This window comes from Streptomyces sp. NPDC093510, assembly GCF_040683555.1.
In the GTDB taxonomy this organism is placed as follows: Bacteria; Actinomycetota; Actinomycetes; order Streptomycetales; family Streptomycetaceae; genus Streptomyces.
The window spans coordinates 323,760-338,879 of sequence record NZ_JBFBEE010000008.1; the positions used below are offsets into that span (position 1 = coordinate 323,760).

General features: G+C 70.9%; 14 protein-coding genes. 2 read left to right on the forward strand and 12 right to left on the reverse strand.

What is annotated here, in order from left to right:
- The first annotated feature begins 105 nt into the window (after positions 1–105).
- Positions 106–858, forward strand: coding sequence for a nucleotidyltransferase domain-containing protein (locus tag AB0N81_RS15750; protein ID WP_365358397.1), 753 nt, complete (start codon positions 106–108; stop codon positions 856–858).
- On the opposite strand, the gene AB0N81_RS15755 is transcribed toward AB0N81_RS15750, so the two are convergent.
- The 12 genes from AB0N81_RS15755 to AB0N81_RS15810 form a co-directional block, all read right to left on the reverse strand.
- Positions 775–1,536 (reverse strand): nucleotidyltransferase domain-containing protein, encoded by a 762-nt coding sequence (locus AB0N81_RS15755; RefSeq protein WP_365358446.1) that lies wholly within the window; start codon positions 1,534–1,536, stop codon positions 775–777. The two genes, AB0N81_RS15750 and AB0N81_RS15755, sit on opposite strands and share 84 nt — an antisense overlap.
- A 15-nt stretch (positions 1,537–1,551) precedes the next feature.
- The gene (locus AB0N81_RS15760) at positions 1,552–2,553 is read right to left on the reverse strand and encodes an ADP-ribosylglycohydrolase family protein (RefSeq protein ID WP_365358399.1); all 1,002 of its coding nucleotides are present in this window, start codon (positions 2,551–2,553) and stop codon (positions 1,552–1,554) included.
- Complete coding sequence (locus AB0N81_RS15765) at positions 2,550–3,275, reverse strand: NUDIX domain-containing protein (RefSeq protein WP_365358401.1); 726 nt, start codon at positions 3,273–3,275, stop codon at positions 2,550–2,552. Before AB0N81_RS15765 ends, AB0N81_RS15760 begins: the two co-directional genes overlap by 4 nt.
- A gap of 71 nt (positions 3,276–3,346) precedes the next feature.
- Positions 3,347–4,474 (reverse strand): pseudouridine synthase, encoded by a 1,128-nt coding sequence (locus tag AB0N81_RS15770; protein ID WP_365358403.1) that lies wholly within the window; start codon positions 4,472–4,474, stop codon positions 3,347–3,349.
- Between the two features lie 10 nt (positions 4,475–4,484).
- Complete coding sequence (gene scpB / locus AB0N81_RS15775) at positions 4,485–5,132, reverse strand: SMC-Scp complex subunit ScpB (protein WP_365358405.1); 648 nt, start codon at positions 5,130–5,132, stop codon at positions 4,485–4,487.
- Positions 5,129–6,082, reverse strand: coding sequence for a segregation/condensation protein A (locus AB0N81_RS15780; RefSeq protein WP_365358407.1), 954 nt, complete (start codon positions 6,080–6,082; stop codon positions 5,129–5,131). The genes scpB and AB0N81_RS15780 overlap by 4 nt, the downstream gene beginning before the upstream one ends.
- 19 nt (positions 6,083–6,101) lie before the next feature.
- Entirely contained in the window at positions 6,102–6,695 is a 594-nt protein-coding gene (locus AB0N81_RS15785) for a hypothetical protein (protein ID WP_365358409.1), read from the reverse strand.
- A complete protein-coding gene (locus AB0N81_RS15790) occupies positions 6,680–7,810 on the reverse strand; it encodes a ParA family protein (protein ID WP_205039437.1) in 1,131 nt (376 codons plus the stop codon). Before AB0N81_RS15790 ends, AB0N81_RS15785 begins: the two co-directional genes overlap by 16 nt.
- Before the next feature lie 366 nt (positions 7,811–8,176).
- Positions 8,177–9,292 (reverse strand): alanine dehydrogenase, encoded by a 1,116-nt coding sequence (ald, locus tag AB0N81_RS15795; RefSeq protein WP_362991203.1) that lies wholly within the window; start codon positions 9,290–9,292, stop codon positions 8,177–8,179.
- Positions 9,293–9,437: 145 nt separating this feature from the next.
- Positions 9,438–11,417 carry a tetratricopeptide repeat protein gene (locus AB0N81_RS15800; protein WP_365358448.1) on the reverse strand — a complete coding sequence of 660 codons (1,980 nt, stop codon included), beginning with the start codon at positions 11,415–11,417 and terminating at the stop codon, positions 9,438–9,440.
- Positions 11,418–11,702: 285 nt separating this feature from the next.
- Entirely contained in the window at positions 11,703–12,329 is a 627-nt protein-coding gene (locus AB0N81_RS15805) for an NUDIX hydrolase (RefSeq protein ID WP_365358412.1), read from the reverse strand.
- An 85-nt stretch (positions 12,330–12,414) separates the two neighbouring features.
- Positions 12,415–14,109: a CTP synthase gene (locus AB0N81_RS15810; RefSeq protein ID WP_365358414.1), complete on the reverse strand. Its 1,695-nt coding sequence runs from the start codon at positions 14,107–14,109 to the stop codon at positions 12,415–12,417.
- Between the two features lie 424 nt (positions 14,110–14,533).
- Between AB0N81_RS15810 and AB0N81_RS15815 the strand changes: the two genes are divergently transcribed.
- Positions 14,534–15,120 (forward strand): trehalase-like domain-containing protein (locus AB0N81_RS15815; protein ID WP_365358416.1); only part of this gene is annotated, 587 nt, incomplete at its 3' end.

The following is a 15,120-nucleotide window of genomic DNA, read 5'->3' on the forward strand; positions in this document are numbered from 1 at the left end:
GTACCGCATGCGCAATATGTGGACGGTAAGCCTATCCAGCGCGCCGATGCCGCGTGAATCGCCCCTGTCGCCGCTTGGGCCGATCGGGGGCCGTACGCTCGCCGCATGCACCCCCAGGACCTGGTACGCCACCACACGGTCTACTCCTGCGTGATGGGTTCGCGCGCCTTCGGCCTGGCCACGGACGGCAGCGACACCGACCGCAGGGGCATCTTCCTGGCCCCCACACCGCTGTTCTGGCGCTTCGAGAAGCCCCCGACGCATGTGGACGGTCCCGCCGACGAGCAGTTCAGCTGGGAGCTGGAGCGCTTCTGCGAGCTCGCGCTGCGCGCCAACCCGAACGTCCTGGAGTGCCTGCACTCCCCGCTCGTGGAGCACGTCACCGACACCGGCCGCGAACTGCTCGCGCTGCGCGGCGCGTTCCTCTCCTGCCAGGCCCACGACACGTTCGCGCGCTACGCGCTGGGCCAGCGCAAGAAGCTGGACGCGGACGTCCGCACCCAGGGCGCCCCGCGCTGGAAGCACGCGATGCACCTGCTGAGGCTGCTGATGTCCTGCGGCGACCTGCTGCGCACCGGCGAGCTGACGATCGACGTCGGCGATCAGCGCGAGCGGCTGCTCGCGGTCAAGCGCGGCGAGATGTCCTGGCCGGAGGTCGAGTCCTGGATGAACCGCCTCGCGGCCGAGGCGGAGGCGGCGGCCGAGCACAGCCCGCTCCCGCCGGAGCCCGACCGGGAGCGGATCGCCGACTTCCTGTTCCGTACGCGCCGGGCGTCAGCCCTGAATCCCCTGGAGCCGCACGCGGACGACGAGGTCGTGCAGGACGTCGTACGCCGTGTGGGCCCCCGGCAGGACTGAGTCCGCCTGCGCCTCGTCGAGGAGGACGTGCAGCCGCTCCACGTCGTCGGCCACGCGCGCGTGCTCCACATCGGCGCCGCCGTGCTCGGCCGCGCTCTTGGCGGCGATCAGCTCCGGCAGGTACGCGGGGGCGGCCGGCACCTCGCCCAGCAGTGTGGGCAGATGGGCGACGAGCCGCCCGGAGCGCATCAGGTGGATGCCGGTCAGCAGCACCCTGAACGTGTAGAGCAGCGGCTTGAGCTCGCCGTTCTTCTCGAAGAGCCGCCACTGGGTCCCTGCGAACCCGCGGTAGTGGTGGGCGTGGTGGCTGGTGATGACGGCCGGGGCCAGCGCGACGAGTTCCGCGTGGGCGTCGGTGGTGTGGACGACCAACGGGGAGAGCAACTGCTCCAGGACGTAGCCGTTGTTCCGCAGCATCAGCCGTACGAACTTGCGCAGGTCGTGCGTGACGAGGTCCATCTCGACCCCGTCACGGTCCCACATCCTGGACCGGGTCTCGTCCGGTTCCCTGAGCCCCACCAGGTCGGTCACGGGCAGCAGGTGCACCCCGCGCAGGTCCACGTCCGAGTCCCGGGACGGGAAGCCGTACAGGTGCGCTCCGGAGACCGTCGCGAAGAGCAGCGGGTCGGTCTGCTCGGCGACGACGGAGGTGAGGTCGATGTCCAGGTCGGGGCCCAGGTCCACAGTCATCCCTCAAGCGTCCCAGAGCGCCCCGAACTCCTGGAGCTCGGCCCCGTGTTCGATACGCCCCGCCCACTCCGCCGGCCAGGCGTCCGCGCCGAGGTGTGCCCCCGCGAAGGCGCCCGCGAGGCAGGCGATCGAGTCCGAGTCCCCCGACGTGCAGGCGGCCCTGCGCAGCGCGGTGACCGGCTCGTCGACGAAGAGCAGGAAGCACAGCAGGCCGGTGGTGAGCGCCTCTTCGGCGATCCAGCCCTCGCCGGTGGCGAGGCAGGGGTCGGTCTCCGGCGAGGGCGAGCGCAGGGCGACCCGGAGCCGCTCCAGCGCGTCGAGGCACTCGTCCCAGCCGCGCGCCATGAACGCCCGCGGCGTCGCGTCCCCGCCCCGCCTCCACAGCTCGCCGAGCCAGCGCTCGTGATACGTCTCGCGGTTGTCGTACGCGTACGAGCGCAGCAGTCCGACGAGTCCCGTCGGCTCGGCGCCCTCGGCGAGCAGCCGTACGGCGTGGGCGGTGAGGTCGGAGGCGGCGAGCGCCGTCGGGTGGCCGTGGGTGTAGGCGGACTGCAGCTGGGCGGCGCCCGCCCGCTGTCCGTCGTCCAGGCCGGGGACGAGGCCGAGCGGCGCGACGCGCATGTTGGCGCCGCAGCCCTTGGAGTGCATCTGACTGGCCTCCTCCCACGGCTTGCCGGTCTTCAGGAGGTAGCAGGCCTTCAGGCAGGTGTTGCCTGGCGCGCGGTTGTTCTCCGGCGACTGATACCAGTCCACGAACTCCTCGCGCAGCGGCCGCTCAAGACGCTTGGGGCCGAGCGTGCCGCGGTCCATGGCGGTGCGCAGGGCGCGGCTCAGCGCGAGGGTCATCTGGGTGTCGTCGGTGATGAACGCCGGTTTCGGCAGCTCCATCTCCCGCCAGGGCCCGCACTTGGCGAGGATCGCCGGCACGTCGTTGAACTCGGTCGGGAAGCCGAGCGCGTCCCCGACGGCGAGACCGATGAGGGATCCGGTGGCGGCACGCTTCATGAGGGCTGTCCTTCGGGGGCGGGGCGGAGCAGGGGCGGGTGCAGGGCGGAGGCGGTGCCGGCCCGGAAGAGTGCCGCGGGCTTGCCCCGTCCGCCGGTCAGCCGGGCGGCGCCGGGGATCGCCTCGACGAGCCCGGCCGTGCCGACGACCTTGCGCCGGAAGTTGGCGGGGTCGAGCTCGGCGCCCCACACCGCCTCGTAGACCTGGCGCAGCTCGCCGAGCGTGAACTCGGGCGCGCAGAACGCGGTGGCGAGCCCGGTGTACTCGAGTTTGGCGCCGACCCGGTCGTGGGCGTCGGCGAGGATCCGGTCGTGGTCGAAGGCGAGCGGCCGGTACGTCGCCGGGCTGTACGGCAGCCAGGCGGCACGGGCGGCGTCACCACCACCCCGTACCTCGGGCGGGTCCGGGACGAGCGCCGCGAAGGCGACGGAGACGACCCGCATGCGCGGGTCGCGGTCCGGTTCGCTGTAGGTGCGCACCTGCTCCAGGTGCAGCCCCGTGACGTCCACGATCCCGGTCTCCTCGGCGAGCTCCCGCCCCGCGGCCTGCTCGGCCGACTCCTCGGGGAGCACGAATCCGCCGGGCAGTGCCCAGCGCCCTGCGTACGGCTCCTGGCCGCGCTCGACGAGCAGCACGTGCAGCGCGCCGTCCCGGACAGTGAACACCGCCAGGTCGACGGTGACGGCGAAGGGCTCGAAGGCGTACTTGTCGTATCCCTGCATGCACCACCACCCCCCTCTCTTTATAGTCTCGTTGACTATAAAGAGAGGGGGGTGGTTCGGGCAAGCGATTCCTACAGGTCGACTTCCTGCATCAGCATGCCGACCTCCGTGTTGGACAGCCGCCGCAGCCAGCCCGACTTCTGGTCGCCGAGGGTGATCGGCCCGAAGGCCACCCGCACCAGCTTGTCGACCGGGAACCCGGCCTCGGCGAGCATGCGCCGCACGATGTGCTTGCGGCCCTCGTGGAGGGTGACCTCGACCAGGTAGTTCTTGCCGGTCTGCTCGACGACGCGGAAGTGGTCCGCGCGGGCGTACCCGTCCTCCAGCTGGATGCCGTCCTTGAGCTGCTTGCCCAGGTCACGCGGGATCGGGCCCACGATGTGCGCGAGGTAGACCTTCTTCACGCCGTACTTGGGGTGGGTCAGGCGGTGCGCCAGCTCGCCGTGGTTGGTGAGGAGGATGACGCCCTCGGTCTCGGTGTCGAGCCGGCCCACGTGGAACAGCCGCGTCTCGCGGTTGGTCACGTAGTCGCCCAGGCACTGGCGGCCCTCGGTGTCCTCCATGGTGGAGACCACGCCGGCGGGCTTGTTCAGCGAGAAGAACTGGTACGACTGCGTGGCCACGGTCAGACCGTCGACCTTGATCTCGTCGTTCTCCGGGTCGACGCGCATGCCCTGCTCGACGACGATCTCGCCGTTGACCTCGACGCGCGCCTCCTCGACCAGCTCCTCACAGGCACGCCGCGAGCCGTAGCCCGCGCGCGCGAGCACCTTCTGCAGGCGCTCGCCCTCCTGCTCGGCGCCGGGGAAGGTCTTCGGGAGCTTGACTTCCTTCTTGCCCGCGTACCGCTCGCGGTTGCGCTCCTCGGCCCGCGCGTCGTACTCACGGGAGGTGGCCGGAGCCCAACGCCCCCGTCCGCTGCCCTGGCCCTGCTTGGGGCCGCCCTTGGCGCCACCGCGCGCCGAGGCGCCACGGCCCGACTTCGGACCGTTGTGCGTGCCGTCGGCACCTACGTCGTAGCGCCGCTCCTCCGGACGCGGCTTCTTCGGACGGCCGCTGCCGCCCTGCTTGTCGTCGCGGTTGTTGCCGGCGCCACGGGGATTACCGCGTCCGCCGCCGTTCCCGCCGCGGCCGCCGCTGTTGCCACCACGGCTCCCGCCGTTGTTTCCGCTGCTGTTCCTGCCGCTGCTGCTTCGCATCAAATGTCCGTTAGTCGGCTGTGTCCTGGGTGTGCTCGTACCCCGGCGCATCGGGTGCGTCCGGGTCGAACGACGGAACGCCTTCCTGCGTCTCCCCTTCGATCGCGTCCGCCTCGGGGAGGAAGGGCGCGAGCTCCGGGAGCTCGTCCAGGCCACGCAGGCCCATCCGCTCCAGGAAGTAGTTCGTCGTCCTGTACAGGATCGCACCTGTTTCGGGTTCCGCGCCCGCCTCCTCCACCAGACCCCTCTGGAGGAGGGTGCGCAGCACGCCGTCGCAGTTCACGCCACGCACCGCGGAGACCCGGGAACGGCTGACCGGCTGGCGGTACGCGACGACGGCGAGGGTCTCAAGGGCCGCCTGGGTGAGCCGCGCCTGCTGCCCGTCGAGAACGAAGCCCTCCACGGCTGCCGCGTACTCGGGCCGGGTGTAGAACCGCCACCCGCCCGCGACGAGCCGCAGCTCGAAGCCGCGCCTCTGCACGGTGTACTCGTCCGCGAGCTCCCGCAGCGCGTCGGCGACGGCGCGCCGGGGCCGCTGCAGGATCTTCGCGAGATGCTCCTCGGTGGCCGGCTCGTCGACGACCATCAGAACGGCTTCCAGAGCGGGTCGCAGCTCCAGGTCCGCGACACCGGCCGAGCCCACGGGGTGCTCGCTCACGCCTTCTCCTCCATCGGCTCGGGGGCCCGGTCGAACTCGTCGGTCACGGTCGGCTCCTCTGCGCCGTCCCCGCCCGTCCACCGCACCATCAGCTCGCCCAGGGGGTCCTCCTGGTCCATGGCGACGGCCTTCTCCCGGTACAGCTCCAGCAGGGCGAGGAAACGGGCGACGACCGTCAGGGTGTCCCCCGCGTCCGCCACGAGCACCTGGAAGCTCGTCTCCCCGTGCTCCCTGAGCCGGGCGACGACGAGCCCGGCCTGCTCCTGCACGGAGACCAGCGGAGCGTGGATGTGTTCGACGTAGATCTGCGGCTTCGCGCGGGGCTGCATCGCCTTCACGGCGAGCTTGGCGAATCCTTCCGCCCCGATGCTGATGACGACTTCCGGCAGCAGCTCGGCGTGGTGCGGTTCGAGCCCCACGGTCCGCGGGTAGCGCCGCGCCTCCTCGTCGAGCCGCCCGCTGAAGATGTCCGCGACCTGTTTGTACGCGCGGTACTGCAGGAGCCGCGCGAACAGCAGGTCCCGGGCTTCCAGGAGCGCCAGGTCGGCCTCGTCCTCGACTTCCGCGGTGGGCAGCAGCCGCGCCGCCTTCAGGTCGAGCAGGGTGGCGGCGACGACCAGGAACTCCGTCGTCTGGTCCAGGTCCCAGTCGGCGCCCATCGCCCGGATGTGCGCCATGAACTCGTCGGTCACCTTGGACAGGGCGACCTCGGTGACGTCCAGCTTGTGCTTCGAGATCAGCTGGAGCAGCAGGTCGAAGGGCCCTTCGAAGTTCGCGAGCCGCACCTTGAACCGCCCGTCATCGGGCTGGTCGGGCTCGTCGGCCTGGTCGGGCTCGTCGGGCTGGTCACGCTCAGGCTCCGGAGGCTCCTCGGGAGCCGCCCCGGGCCCGCGCCCCAGGGCGCGGCGCCGGGCGGGCGGGGGCGGTGCGGGTTCACTGTTCGAGGCCATGAGGCCAGAAACGGTACCCCTACCGCCCGCGGAGCCGTCGTACGAGAATGCTCGCGTCCCCGCGGGACTCCAGATCGGCGAGGACGACCGCGACGGCCTCCCGCACGATGCGCCCCCGGTCGACGGCGAGGCCGTGCTCGCCGCGCAGCACGAGCCGGGCGTGCTCGAGGTCCATCAGCTCTTCGGCGGAGACGTACACGGTGATCTTCTCGTCGTGCCGCTCGCGCCCGCTGGGCCGCCGGTTGGCCGCCCGCGCCCGCCGCCGCGCCTGCGCGGTCGAGGAGCCGGACTTGCCGCCGCCCTGGGCGGCCGAACCTTCCTGCGCCCCCGAGGAGCGACGTCCGGAACCCTTCTCGGCGTCGCCCGCGGAACGGCTGCGGGACTCGCCGGAGCCCGACTCCGCGTCGGTGGCCGCGTGTTCGGCGGGGTCACCGCCCTCGCCCTGCGCCGCGGTGTCCTCGGCCGAGGCCGCCGTCTCGTCGCTCTCGCCCGCCGGCGCGGGCACCTTCGCCTCGCCGTTCGCCTGGCGGCGCGGGGACGACGACTGCAGCGCCATTCCCCCGGTCGTACGGAACAGCTCGTCGGCCCCGGGCAGACTCACTCGGCGTGACACCGGGCGAGCACCTCCCTGGCGAGCTGGCGATAGGCGGCCGCGCCGACCGAGTTGGAGGCGTACGTCGTGATCGGCTCACCGGCGACCGTGGTCTCCGGGAAGCGGACCGTGCGTCCGATGACCGTGTGGTAGACGTGGTCGTCGAAGGCCTCGACCACGCGCGCGAGCACCTCACGGCTGTGCACCGTGCGGGAGTCGTACATGGTCGCGAGGATGCCGTCGAGCTCCAGGTCGGGGTTGAGCCGCTCCTGGACCTTCTCGATGGTCTCCGTCAGGAGGGCGACACCGCGCAGCGCGAAGAACTCGCACTCGAGCGGCACTATCACCTTGTGAGCCGCCGTCAGGGCGTTCACGGTGAGCAGGCCGAGCGAGGGCTGACAGTCGATCACGATGTAGTCGTAGTCCTGCATCAGCGGCTTCAGGGCGCGCTGGAGCGTGGACTCGCGCGCGACCTCGCTCACCAGCTGGACCTCGGCCGCGGACAGGTCGATGTTGCTGGGCAGCAGGTCCATGTTCGGGACCGCCGTCTTCAGGAGCACCTCGTCCGCGGACATGCCGCGCTCCATGAGGAGGTTGTAGACCGTCAGGTCCAGCTCCATCGGGTTCACCCCGAGGCCCACGGAGAGGGCGCCCTGCGGGTCGAAGTCGACGAGCAGGACACGGCGTCCGTACTCCGCGAGGGCCGCGCCCAGGTTGATGGTCGACGTCGTCTTGCCGACGCCGCCCTTCTGGTTGCACATCGCGATGATCTTGGCGGGCCCGTGGTCGGTCAGGGGGCCCGGGATCGGGAAGTACGGCAGCGGGCGTCCCGTGGGGCCGATGCGCTCGCGGCGCTGGCGGGCCGCGTCGGGCGCGAGCGTGGCCGCGTACTCCGGATCGGGCTCGTACTCGGCGTCGGGGTCGTAGAAGTGCCCCTGGGGCAGTTCCTCGTAGTCGGCGAGGTGGGTGTGGGTGTTATCGCCACTCCGGTCGCCGGCCATGGCGTTCACGTGATGGCCATCCATGCTCTGGGGTGCTGACTGTGTCGGCTGGGGGCTCTGCCGGGCTTCGAAGGTGCGGACAGCGACCGAGCCGACGGCCTCGAGCCCCACGGGACCCTGGTCCCGTACAGACATTCCTGGTTGACCACCCCCGGGAGCAAATGTCGACTCATTCACAAGTCGTCTTACCTCCTTGGTGACCAGGAAATTTCTCGATAGGTCAGCGTGGCACCATGCCGACGGTTGGCGACTCTATGGCGTGTCACCGGTCCACAGCAACACAATCCGCCGGACCCGGCCCGATGTGTCGGCAATGGAACACCCTTGTGTCAAGGGCGTGCGGCTCGCCATCGCCGCGCTACCGGGGTGGGCGAAACGGTTAAAGGGTTACGTTCAAGGCCAGTTGAGCGTGTCCGCACCGATACGCGTACGGCCGGACCCCTCTCAAGGTCCGGCCGCGGGCGTGAGATTGACGACTTTCGTTGACGAAAGCGGTCAGGTTCAGCCGAGGAGCGACTCCAGCTCGACGTGGTCGAGACCGTGAGCCTCCGCGACCTCCTTGTAAACGACCTTGCCGTCATGGGTGTTGAGACCCAGGGCGAGCGCGTGGTCGCGGCGCAGCGCCTCGACCCAGCCGTTGTTCGCCAGCGACACGATGTACGGCATCGTCGCGTTGGTCAGCGCGTACGTCGAGGTGTTCGGGACCGCGCCGGGCATGTTGGCGACGCAGTAGAAGACCGAGTTGTGGACCGGGAAGGTCGGCTCGGCGTGCGTGGTGGCGTGCGAGTCCTCGAAGCAGCCGCCCTGGTCGATCGCGATGTCGACAAGGACACTTCCCGGCTTCATGCGCGAGACGAGCTCGTTGGTGACCAGCTTCGGGGCCTTGGCGCCCGGGATGAGGACGGCACCGATGACGAGGTCGGCCTCCAGGCAGGCCTTCTCCAGCTCGAAGGCGTTGGAGACGACGGTCTGGATCTTCGTGCCGAAGATCTTGTCGGCTTCCTTGAGCTTGTTGATGTCCTTGTCGAGCAGGGTCACGTGGAAGCCCATGCCGATGGCGATCTGCGCAGCGTTCCAGCCGGAGACGCCGCCGCCGATGACGACGGCCTTGCCCGCGGCGACGCCCGGGACGCCGCCCGGCAGGACACCGCGGCCGCCGTTGGCGGCCATCAGGTGGTAGGCGCCGACCTGCGGAGCCAGGCGGCCCGCGACCTCGGACATCGGGGCGAGCAGCGGGAGCGCGCGGTTCGCGGTCTCCACCGTCTCGTACGCGATGGCGGTCGTGCCCGACTCCAGGAGCGCGTCGGTGCACTCCTTGGAGGCGGCCAGGTGGAGGTAGGTGAAGAGCGTCTGGTCCTTGCGGAGGCGGTGGTACTCCTCAGCGATGGGCTCCTTGACCTTCAGGAGCAGGTCCGCGGTGGCCCAGACCTCGTCGGCGGTGTCCAGGATCGTGGCACCGGCCGAGACGTACTCGGCGTCCGTGATCGAGGAGCCGACGCCGGCGTTCCGCTCGATGACGACCTGGTGGCCGTGGCGCACCAGCTCGTGCACACCGGCGGGGGTGATGGCCACCCGGAACTCGTTGTTCTTGACCTCGCGGGGGATGCCGACCTTCATCGTCGATCACGGTCCTTGGCTCAGGGGATATCTCGGGCAATGCAACGCATACCGGTGCGCGTGGGGGCGCAGCGGGAGACACCGCAGAGGTATGCGGCGGAGCCAGTCTAATGAAGGATTTCTCGCTGTCTAGCCTTTCAATACTTCAATCTTCCGCAGATGCACTACGGATTTCGCAGGCGGAAGGCTCCGGTCCGCCATTCGTTTCAAGCCTCGCACCCTGGAGGAGCTCGGTTCCCAGCATGCGCTCGGCCGCGCTGCGGTGCAGCCGGGCGGCCGCCGGGTCGCCGAGCCGCTCCAAGGTGTCCGCGAGACGGAGCTGCAGCGCCGCCTGGAGTCGGACGTCCTCGGCGTGCCGCGCCAGCTCCACGGCTTCCTGGCAGGTACGCAACGACTCCTCGGGCCGTCCCGCGTACTCCTGCACGCGGGCCATCTCGCTCAACGCCCTTGCCTGGGCGGCCACATCGCCGTTCTTGCGGTGCCCGGTGACCGCCGAGCTCCAGTTGCGCAGCGCCTCTCCGTAGCGACCCGCGTAGGTGTGCACCGCGCCGATCCGGCCGTACAAGCGGGCGGCGTCCGCGCGCTCGCCGCGGGCCAGGCGCTGGGCCAGCGCCCTGCCGAACCAGTCGGAGGCCCGCGGCCAGTCCCCCAGCTCCTGATACGCGCCGCCTACGGATTCCATCGCGCGCCCGGTCGCGTACGGATCGTTCGCCGCGCGTCCCGCGTCCAGCGCCGCGCGGTAGCGGGCCAGCGCGTCCCGTGTCCGGCCCGTCCGCGCGTCGAGGTCCGCGAGGTTCAGCAGTGCGGCCGCCTGCTCGCGCGGCAGGTTCCGCCGCTCGGCCACGTCCAGGACAAGACGGTGGATTCCGTACAGCTCGGGAGCCGCGTCCTCGGTGCCGCGGTGCGCGACCAGGGCCCGGACCAGGGCCGCCATCAGGCGCCGCGCGAGGGTGTCGAGCTCGCCGTCGGCCACCGCGAGCCGGGCGGAGGCGAGCAGCGCGGGCTGCCGGACGCGCAGCCACTCGGCGGCGGCGGGCGGGCCGGGGAAGCGCAGGGCGCGCGGCAGCCCGGCGAGCTTCTTGCGGGCGGCCGAGGCGTCCGGCTCCGTGACGGCCCGGCAGGACTGCAGCAGACGCACGGTCCGCTCCAGCATCCGCGCCCTGGCCAGCTGGATCTCCGCCGGACGGTCCTGGCTCCCGGTGCGCGCCCGCAGCAGCGGCACCAGGCAGCCGGGCACCTCGTACTGCGGGAGCGGGGAGGCGACGCTCCGCACCAGCCCTAGCGCCACGAAGTCGTCGAGCGTGGTCCCGGCCGCGGAGACCGAGCAGCCCGCGAGCGCGGAGGCGGTGTGCGGGTCGACGTCACCGGCCGGAGCGAGGGAGAGGAAGCGCAGTATCCGCGCGGCGGCCGCGGGCAGCGAGGCGTAGGTGTGGGCAAAGACACGCGCGAGGGCCGAGCCCTCGTCGGGCAGGTCGTGCACCCGTTTGGCGAGGTCGGCGACGGCCGCCTTGGGCCGCGCCGCGAGCCAGCCGCCGGCGAGGACGAGCGCCGCCGGATGCGCCGCGCACGCCTCGACCAGGGACTCCGCGGAGCCCGGGTCGACGGTGATGCGGACGGGCCCGGCGGCGCGGGCAAGGAGCTCGACGGCGGCCGCCTTGTCCAGGCCCCCGAGCGTGCACGGCCGCACGTCGGGGATGCCGGTGAGCGGGCCCTCGGAGACCGCGACGACCAGGCAGTCGGGAGTGTCCGGGAGCAGCGGGTCGACCTGCTCGGCGTCCGCGGCGTCGTCGAGGAGGAGCAGCGCCCTGCGTCCGGACAGCGCGTCCCTGAGGATCTCGGCGAGGTCGTCCTCGGCGGCTCCCGGTGGTGCGGGCACGTCCAGGGCGCCGAGGAGTTCGCGGGCGGTGCGCTCCGTGGGCACCCGGTTGCCGTCGGGTTCCGTGAGGCGGGCGCGCAGCACCCCGTCGGGGTAGTCGGCGGCGACCTGCCGGGCGAGTTCCTCCGCGAGCGAGGTGCGGCCCGAGCCGGGGCGGCCCGCGATCAGCAGCACGCGCGCGCGGGGGGCCTTGCGGCCCGCGAGGGTGTCGAGGCCCGCCCGGTCGATGTCGGCGCGGAGTTCCTTCAGTTCCCGGCGTCTGCCGACGAACTGAGTCCTCGTCGGCTGCAGGGAGGCACTCGCGGGGGGCGGCACCGCGCCGCCCGCCGCCGCACCGTCCGTGTCGACCGCCTGATCCGTCACGGGCCACGCTCCCGTCCGCTGCGCACGAGCCCGCCGGGACTCCGGGCGGGACGCTTTCAGAGCCTAGTTCAGGCCCTGTGGCGCTTCGGGTCGCGCAGCACGCACAAGTCGCCCGATCGGATCAACAGATCGTCATATCGCCATACCGAACGGCTCCGCGTCCCGAGGGTCCTACGCCTCGAAGGGGCGGGCCGGCCAGGGCGCCTCGGCCGGGCGCAGCGCGTCGAGTCCGTCGCCGTTCAGGGCCGCGTGCAGCGAGAGGGCGCCCACCACCAGGCAGTTGTTGTGCAGCTCACCGGCGAGCACACCGCGGACGAGCTCGTCGAGGGGAATCCGGGCGAGCTCCATGTCGGCCTCCTCCTCGGAGACCTCGAAGCGCTCGCCCTCCGCCTCGGACAGATCGCGGGCGAGGAAGATCCGCACGGCCTCGTCGCAGCCGCCGGGGGTGGTGTAGACGTCGGTCAGGACACGCCAGTCCTCGGCCTTGACGTGCGCCTCTTCGTAGAGCTCGCGCTGGGCGGCGTGCAGCGGGTTCTCGCCGGGGATGTCGAGGAGGCCCGCGGGGATCTCCCAGAGCTTCTCGCGGACCGGGTGGCGGTACTGGCGGATGACCAGGACGCGGCCCTCGCCGTCGAGCGCGAGGACGGCGACGGAGCCGGGGTGGACCTGGTAGTCGCGCCGGACGACGGTTCCGTCGGGCATGACCACGTCGTCGGTGCGTACGGAGGTCTTGTTCCCGACGAACGGGGTCTCCGTGGCCGTGACCTGCCACTCCTCGGCGGTGTCCTTGATCGTCATGTGCCCTGTCCTCCCACACGTGCAAAAAGAAACCGGAGTGCGCGCCTCGGAAGACGCACACCCCGGCAACCGTATCGCTCCGGTGTTACTTGCCCGACTTGCCGCCGGACTTGTGCTGGCCCTGCTGGCGCTCGACGGCGGCCTTCACGAGACCGGCGAAGAGCGGGTGCGGGCGCGTCGGGCGCGAACGCAGCTCCGGGTGCGCCTGGGTGGCGACCAGGTAGGGGTGGACCTCGCGCGGGTACTCGACGTACTCGACGAGCTTGCCGTCCGGGGAGGTGCCGGAGAACTGGATGCCGGCCTTCTTCTCCAGGTCGGCGCGGTAGGAGTTGTTCACCTCGTAGCGGTGGCGGTGACGCTCCTCCACGTACTCCTTGTCCTCGTACACCTCGCGCACGATGGAGCCCTCGGCGAGCTTGGCCGGGTACATGCCAAGGCGCATCGTGCCGCCCATGTCGCCCTCACCGGCGACGATGTCGAGCTGCTCGGCCATGGTGGAGATCACCGGGTGGCCGGTGGCCGCGTCGAACTCGGTCGAGTTCGCGTCGGGGATGTCCGCGAGGTTGCGGGCGGCCTCGATGACGATGCACTGCAGGCCCAGGCAGATGCCGAGCAGCGGCACCTTGTTCTCGCGGGCGTACTGGATCGCGCCGATCTTGCCCTTCACGCCGCGGTCGCCGAAGCCGCCGGGGATCAGGACCGCGTCGACGTCGCCGAGCTGCTTCTTGGCGCCCGCGGGCGTCTTGCAGTCGTCCGAGGTGACCCACTTGACCTTGACGCGGGCCTTGTTCGCGAAGCCGCCGGCGCGCATCGCCTCGGTGATCGAGAGGTACGCGTCGGGCAGGTCGATGTACTTGCCGACGAGCGCGACGGTGACCTCGTGCTTCGGGTTGTGCACCCGGTCGAGGAGGTCGTCCCACTGGGTCCAGTCGACGTCGCGGAAGGGCAGGTCGAGCTTGCGCACGACGTAGGCGTCGAGGCCCTCGGTGTGCAGGACCTTCGGGATGTCGTAGATCGACTTGGCGTCGATGGCGGCGACCACGGCGGCCTCGTCGACGTCGCACATCAGCGAGATCTTGCGCTTGATGGCGGTCGGCACCTCGCGGTCGGCTCGCAGCACGATCGCGTCCGGCTGGATACCGATGTTGCGCAGGGCGGCGACGGAGTGCTGGGTCGGCTTGGTCTTCAGCTCGCCGGAGGGGCCGATGTAGGGCAGCAGCGAGATGTGCACGACGAAGACGTTGTCGCGGCCGACCTCGTGGCGGACCTGGCGGACGGTCTCCAGGAACGGCAGCGACTCGATGTCGCCGACCGTGCCGCCGACCTCGGTGATCACGACGTCGACGTCGTCGGTCGCCATCCGGCGGATGCGGTGCTTGATCTCGTTGGTGATGTGCGGGATGACCTGGACGGTGTCGCCCAGGTACTCGCCGCGCCGCTCCTTGGCGATCACCTGCGAGTAGACCTGGCCGGTGGTCACGTTCGCCGAGCCGTCGAGGTCGACGTCGAGGAAGCGCTCGTAGTGGCCGATGTCCAGGTCGGTCTCGGCGCCGTCGTTGGTGACGAACACCTCACCGTGCTGGAAGGGGTTCATCGTGCCCGGGTCCACGTTCAAGTACGGGTCGAGCTTCTGCATCGTGACGCGCAAGCCCCTAGCCTTGAGCAGCGCGCCCAGACTGGACGCCGTCAGACCCTTGCCGAGAGAGGAGGCGACACCCCCGGTGACGAAGATGTGCTTGGTCGTCGTGGCTGTGCTGTTTCGGAAAGCAGCGGGCTGCATGGCCAAGAGGGGGCTCCCGTGGTCGCGGTCTGGAGGTGCGTACCGGCGTCCTCACCAGGGATTCGGGGAGGTGCCGTCGCTGCGGTTCGGGGGTTCTATGACCACCGGCTCACGGGCTACCAGGGTATCAGCGCCCGAAGGAGCCTGCTTCCGGCCACGCACCGCCACCAGGTGCACACATATCCGTCACCAGACCCGCACGCCCCAGGTTTTTCCCCGGCGCACCCGCTCTCACCTGGCGCTCACCCGTTCGGCGCAGCATCGTTGCCGGGAGGGGCGCGCAGATCACCGGGGTGCGTCGTATCCTGCTCAAACACTCGCTGCCGAGCCCCTCCGGCACACGGCACATCCCGCCTTGCACCCGGAACAAGCGCTCGTCAACGATCACTTGACCGCTGATTTGTAAGCGCCCCGCGGGGCGAACGTGGCCGTTCGACTGGAGATAGACGTGGCCGGGCGCATCGAGGACTACGCACTCATCGGAGACATGCAGACCGCCGCACTGGTCTGCCGGGACGGCACAGTCGACTGGCTGTGCCTGCCCCGCTTCGACTCCCACGCCGTTTTCGCCGGCCTGTTGGGCACCGAGGAGCACGGCTTCTGGCGCCTCGGGCCCGCGTACAGCCCCGACGCGCAGCCCCCCACTGCCGCGCGCCGCACGTACCGCGGCGACTCACTGGTGCTGGAATCCGAGTGGGACACGCCGCGCGGCACGGTCCGCGTGATCGATTTCATGCCGCCGCGCGACGCCGACGCCCCGCAGCTGGTGCGGATCGTCGAGGGCGTCAGCGGCCGGGTGCCGATGCACTCGGCCCTGCGGATGCGGTTCAGTTACGGCCGCGTGGTGCCCTGGGTACACAAGTTCGACGGGCGGACGGTGGCCGTCGCGGGCCCCGACTCGGTCTGGCTGGACACGACCGCCGAGACCTACGGCAAGGACCTCACGACCTACGCCGACTTCACGGTCTCGCCGGGTGAGCGGATCACGTTCACCATCTCGTGGCAGCCCTC

Excerpts from the sequence above, each read along its gene's own strand:
- AB0N81_RS15750 (WP_365358397.1), top strand. The coding sequence starts at position 106 with ATGCACCCCCAGGACCTGGTACGCCACCACACGGTCTACTCCTGCGTG.
- AB0N81_RS15760 (WP_365358399.1), bottom strand. The coding sequence starts at position 2,553 with ATGAAGCGTGCCGCCACCGGATCCCTCATCGGTCTCGCCGTCGGGGAC.
- AB0N81_RS15765 (WP_365358401.1), bottom strand. The coding sequence starts at position 3,275 with ATGCAGGGATACGACAAGTACGCCTTCGAGCCCTTCGCCGTCACCGTC.
- AB0N81_RS15770 (WP_365358403.1), bottom strand. The coding sequence starts at position 4,474 with ATGCGAAGCAGCAGCGGCAGGAACAGCAGCGGAAACAACGGCGGGAGC.
- AB0N81_RS15780 (WP_365358407.1), bottom strand. The coding sequence starts at position 6,082 with ATGGCCTCGAACAGTGAACCCGCACCGCCCCCGCCCGCCCGGCGCCGC.
- AB0N81_RS15790 (WP_205039437.1), bottom strand. The coding sequence starts at position 7,810 with ATGTCTGTACGGGACCAGGGTCCCGTGGGGCTCGAGGCCGTCGGCTCG.
- ald (WP_362991203.1), bottom strand. The coding sequence starts at position 9,292 with ATGAAGGTCGGCATCCCCCGCGAGGTCAAGAACAACGAGTTCCGGGTG.
- AB0N81_RS15805 (WP_365358412.1), bottom strand. The coding sequence starts at position 12,329 with ATGACGATCAAGGACACCGCCGAGGAGTGGCAGGTCACGGCCACGGAG.
- AB0N81_RS15810 (WP_365358414.1), bottom strand. The coding sequence starts at position 14,109 with ATGCAGCCCGCTGCTTTCCGAAACAGCACAGCCACGACGACCAAGCAC.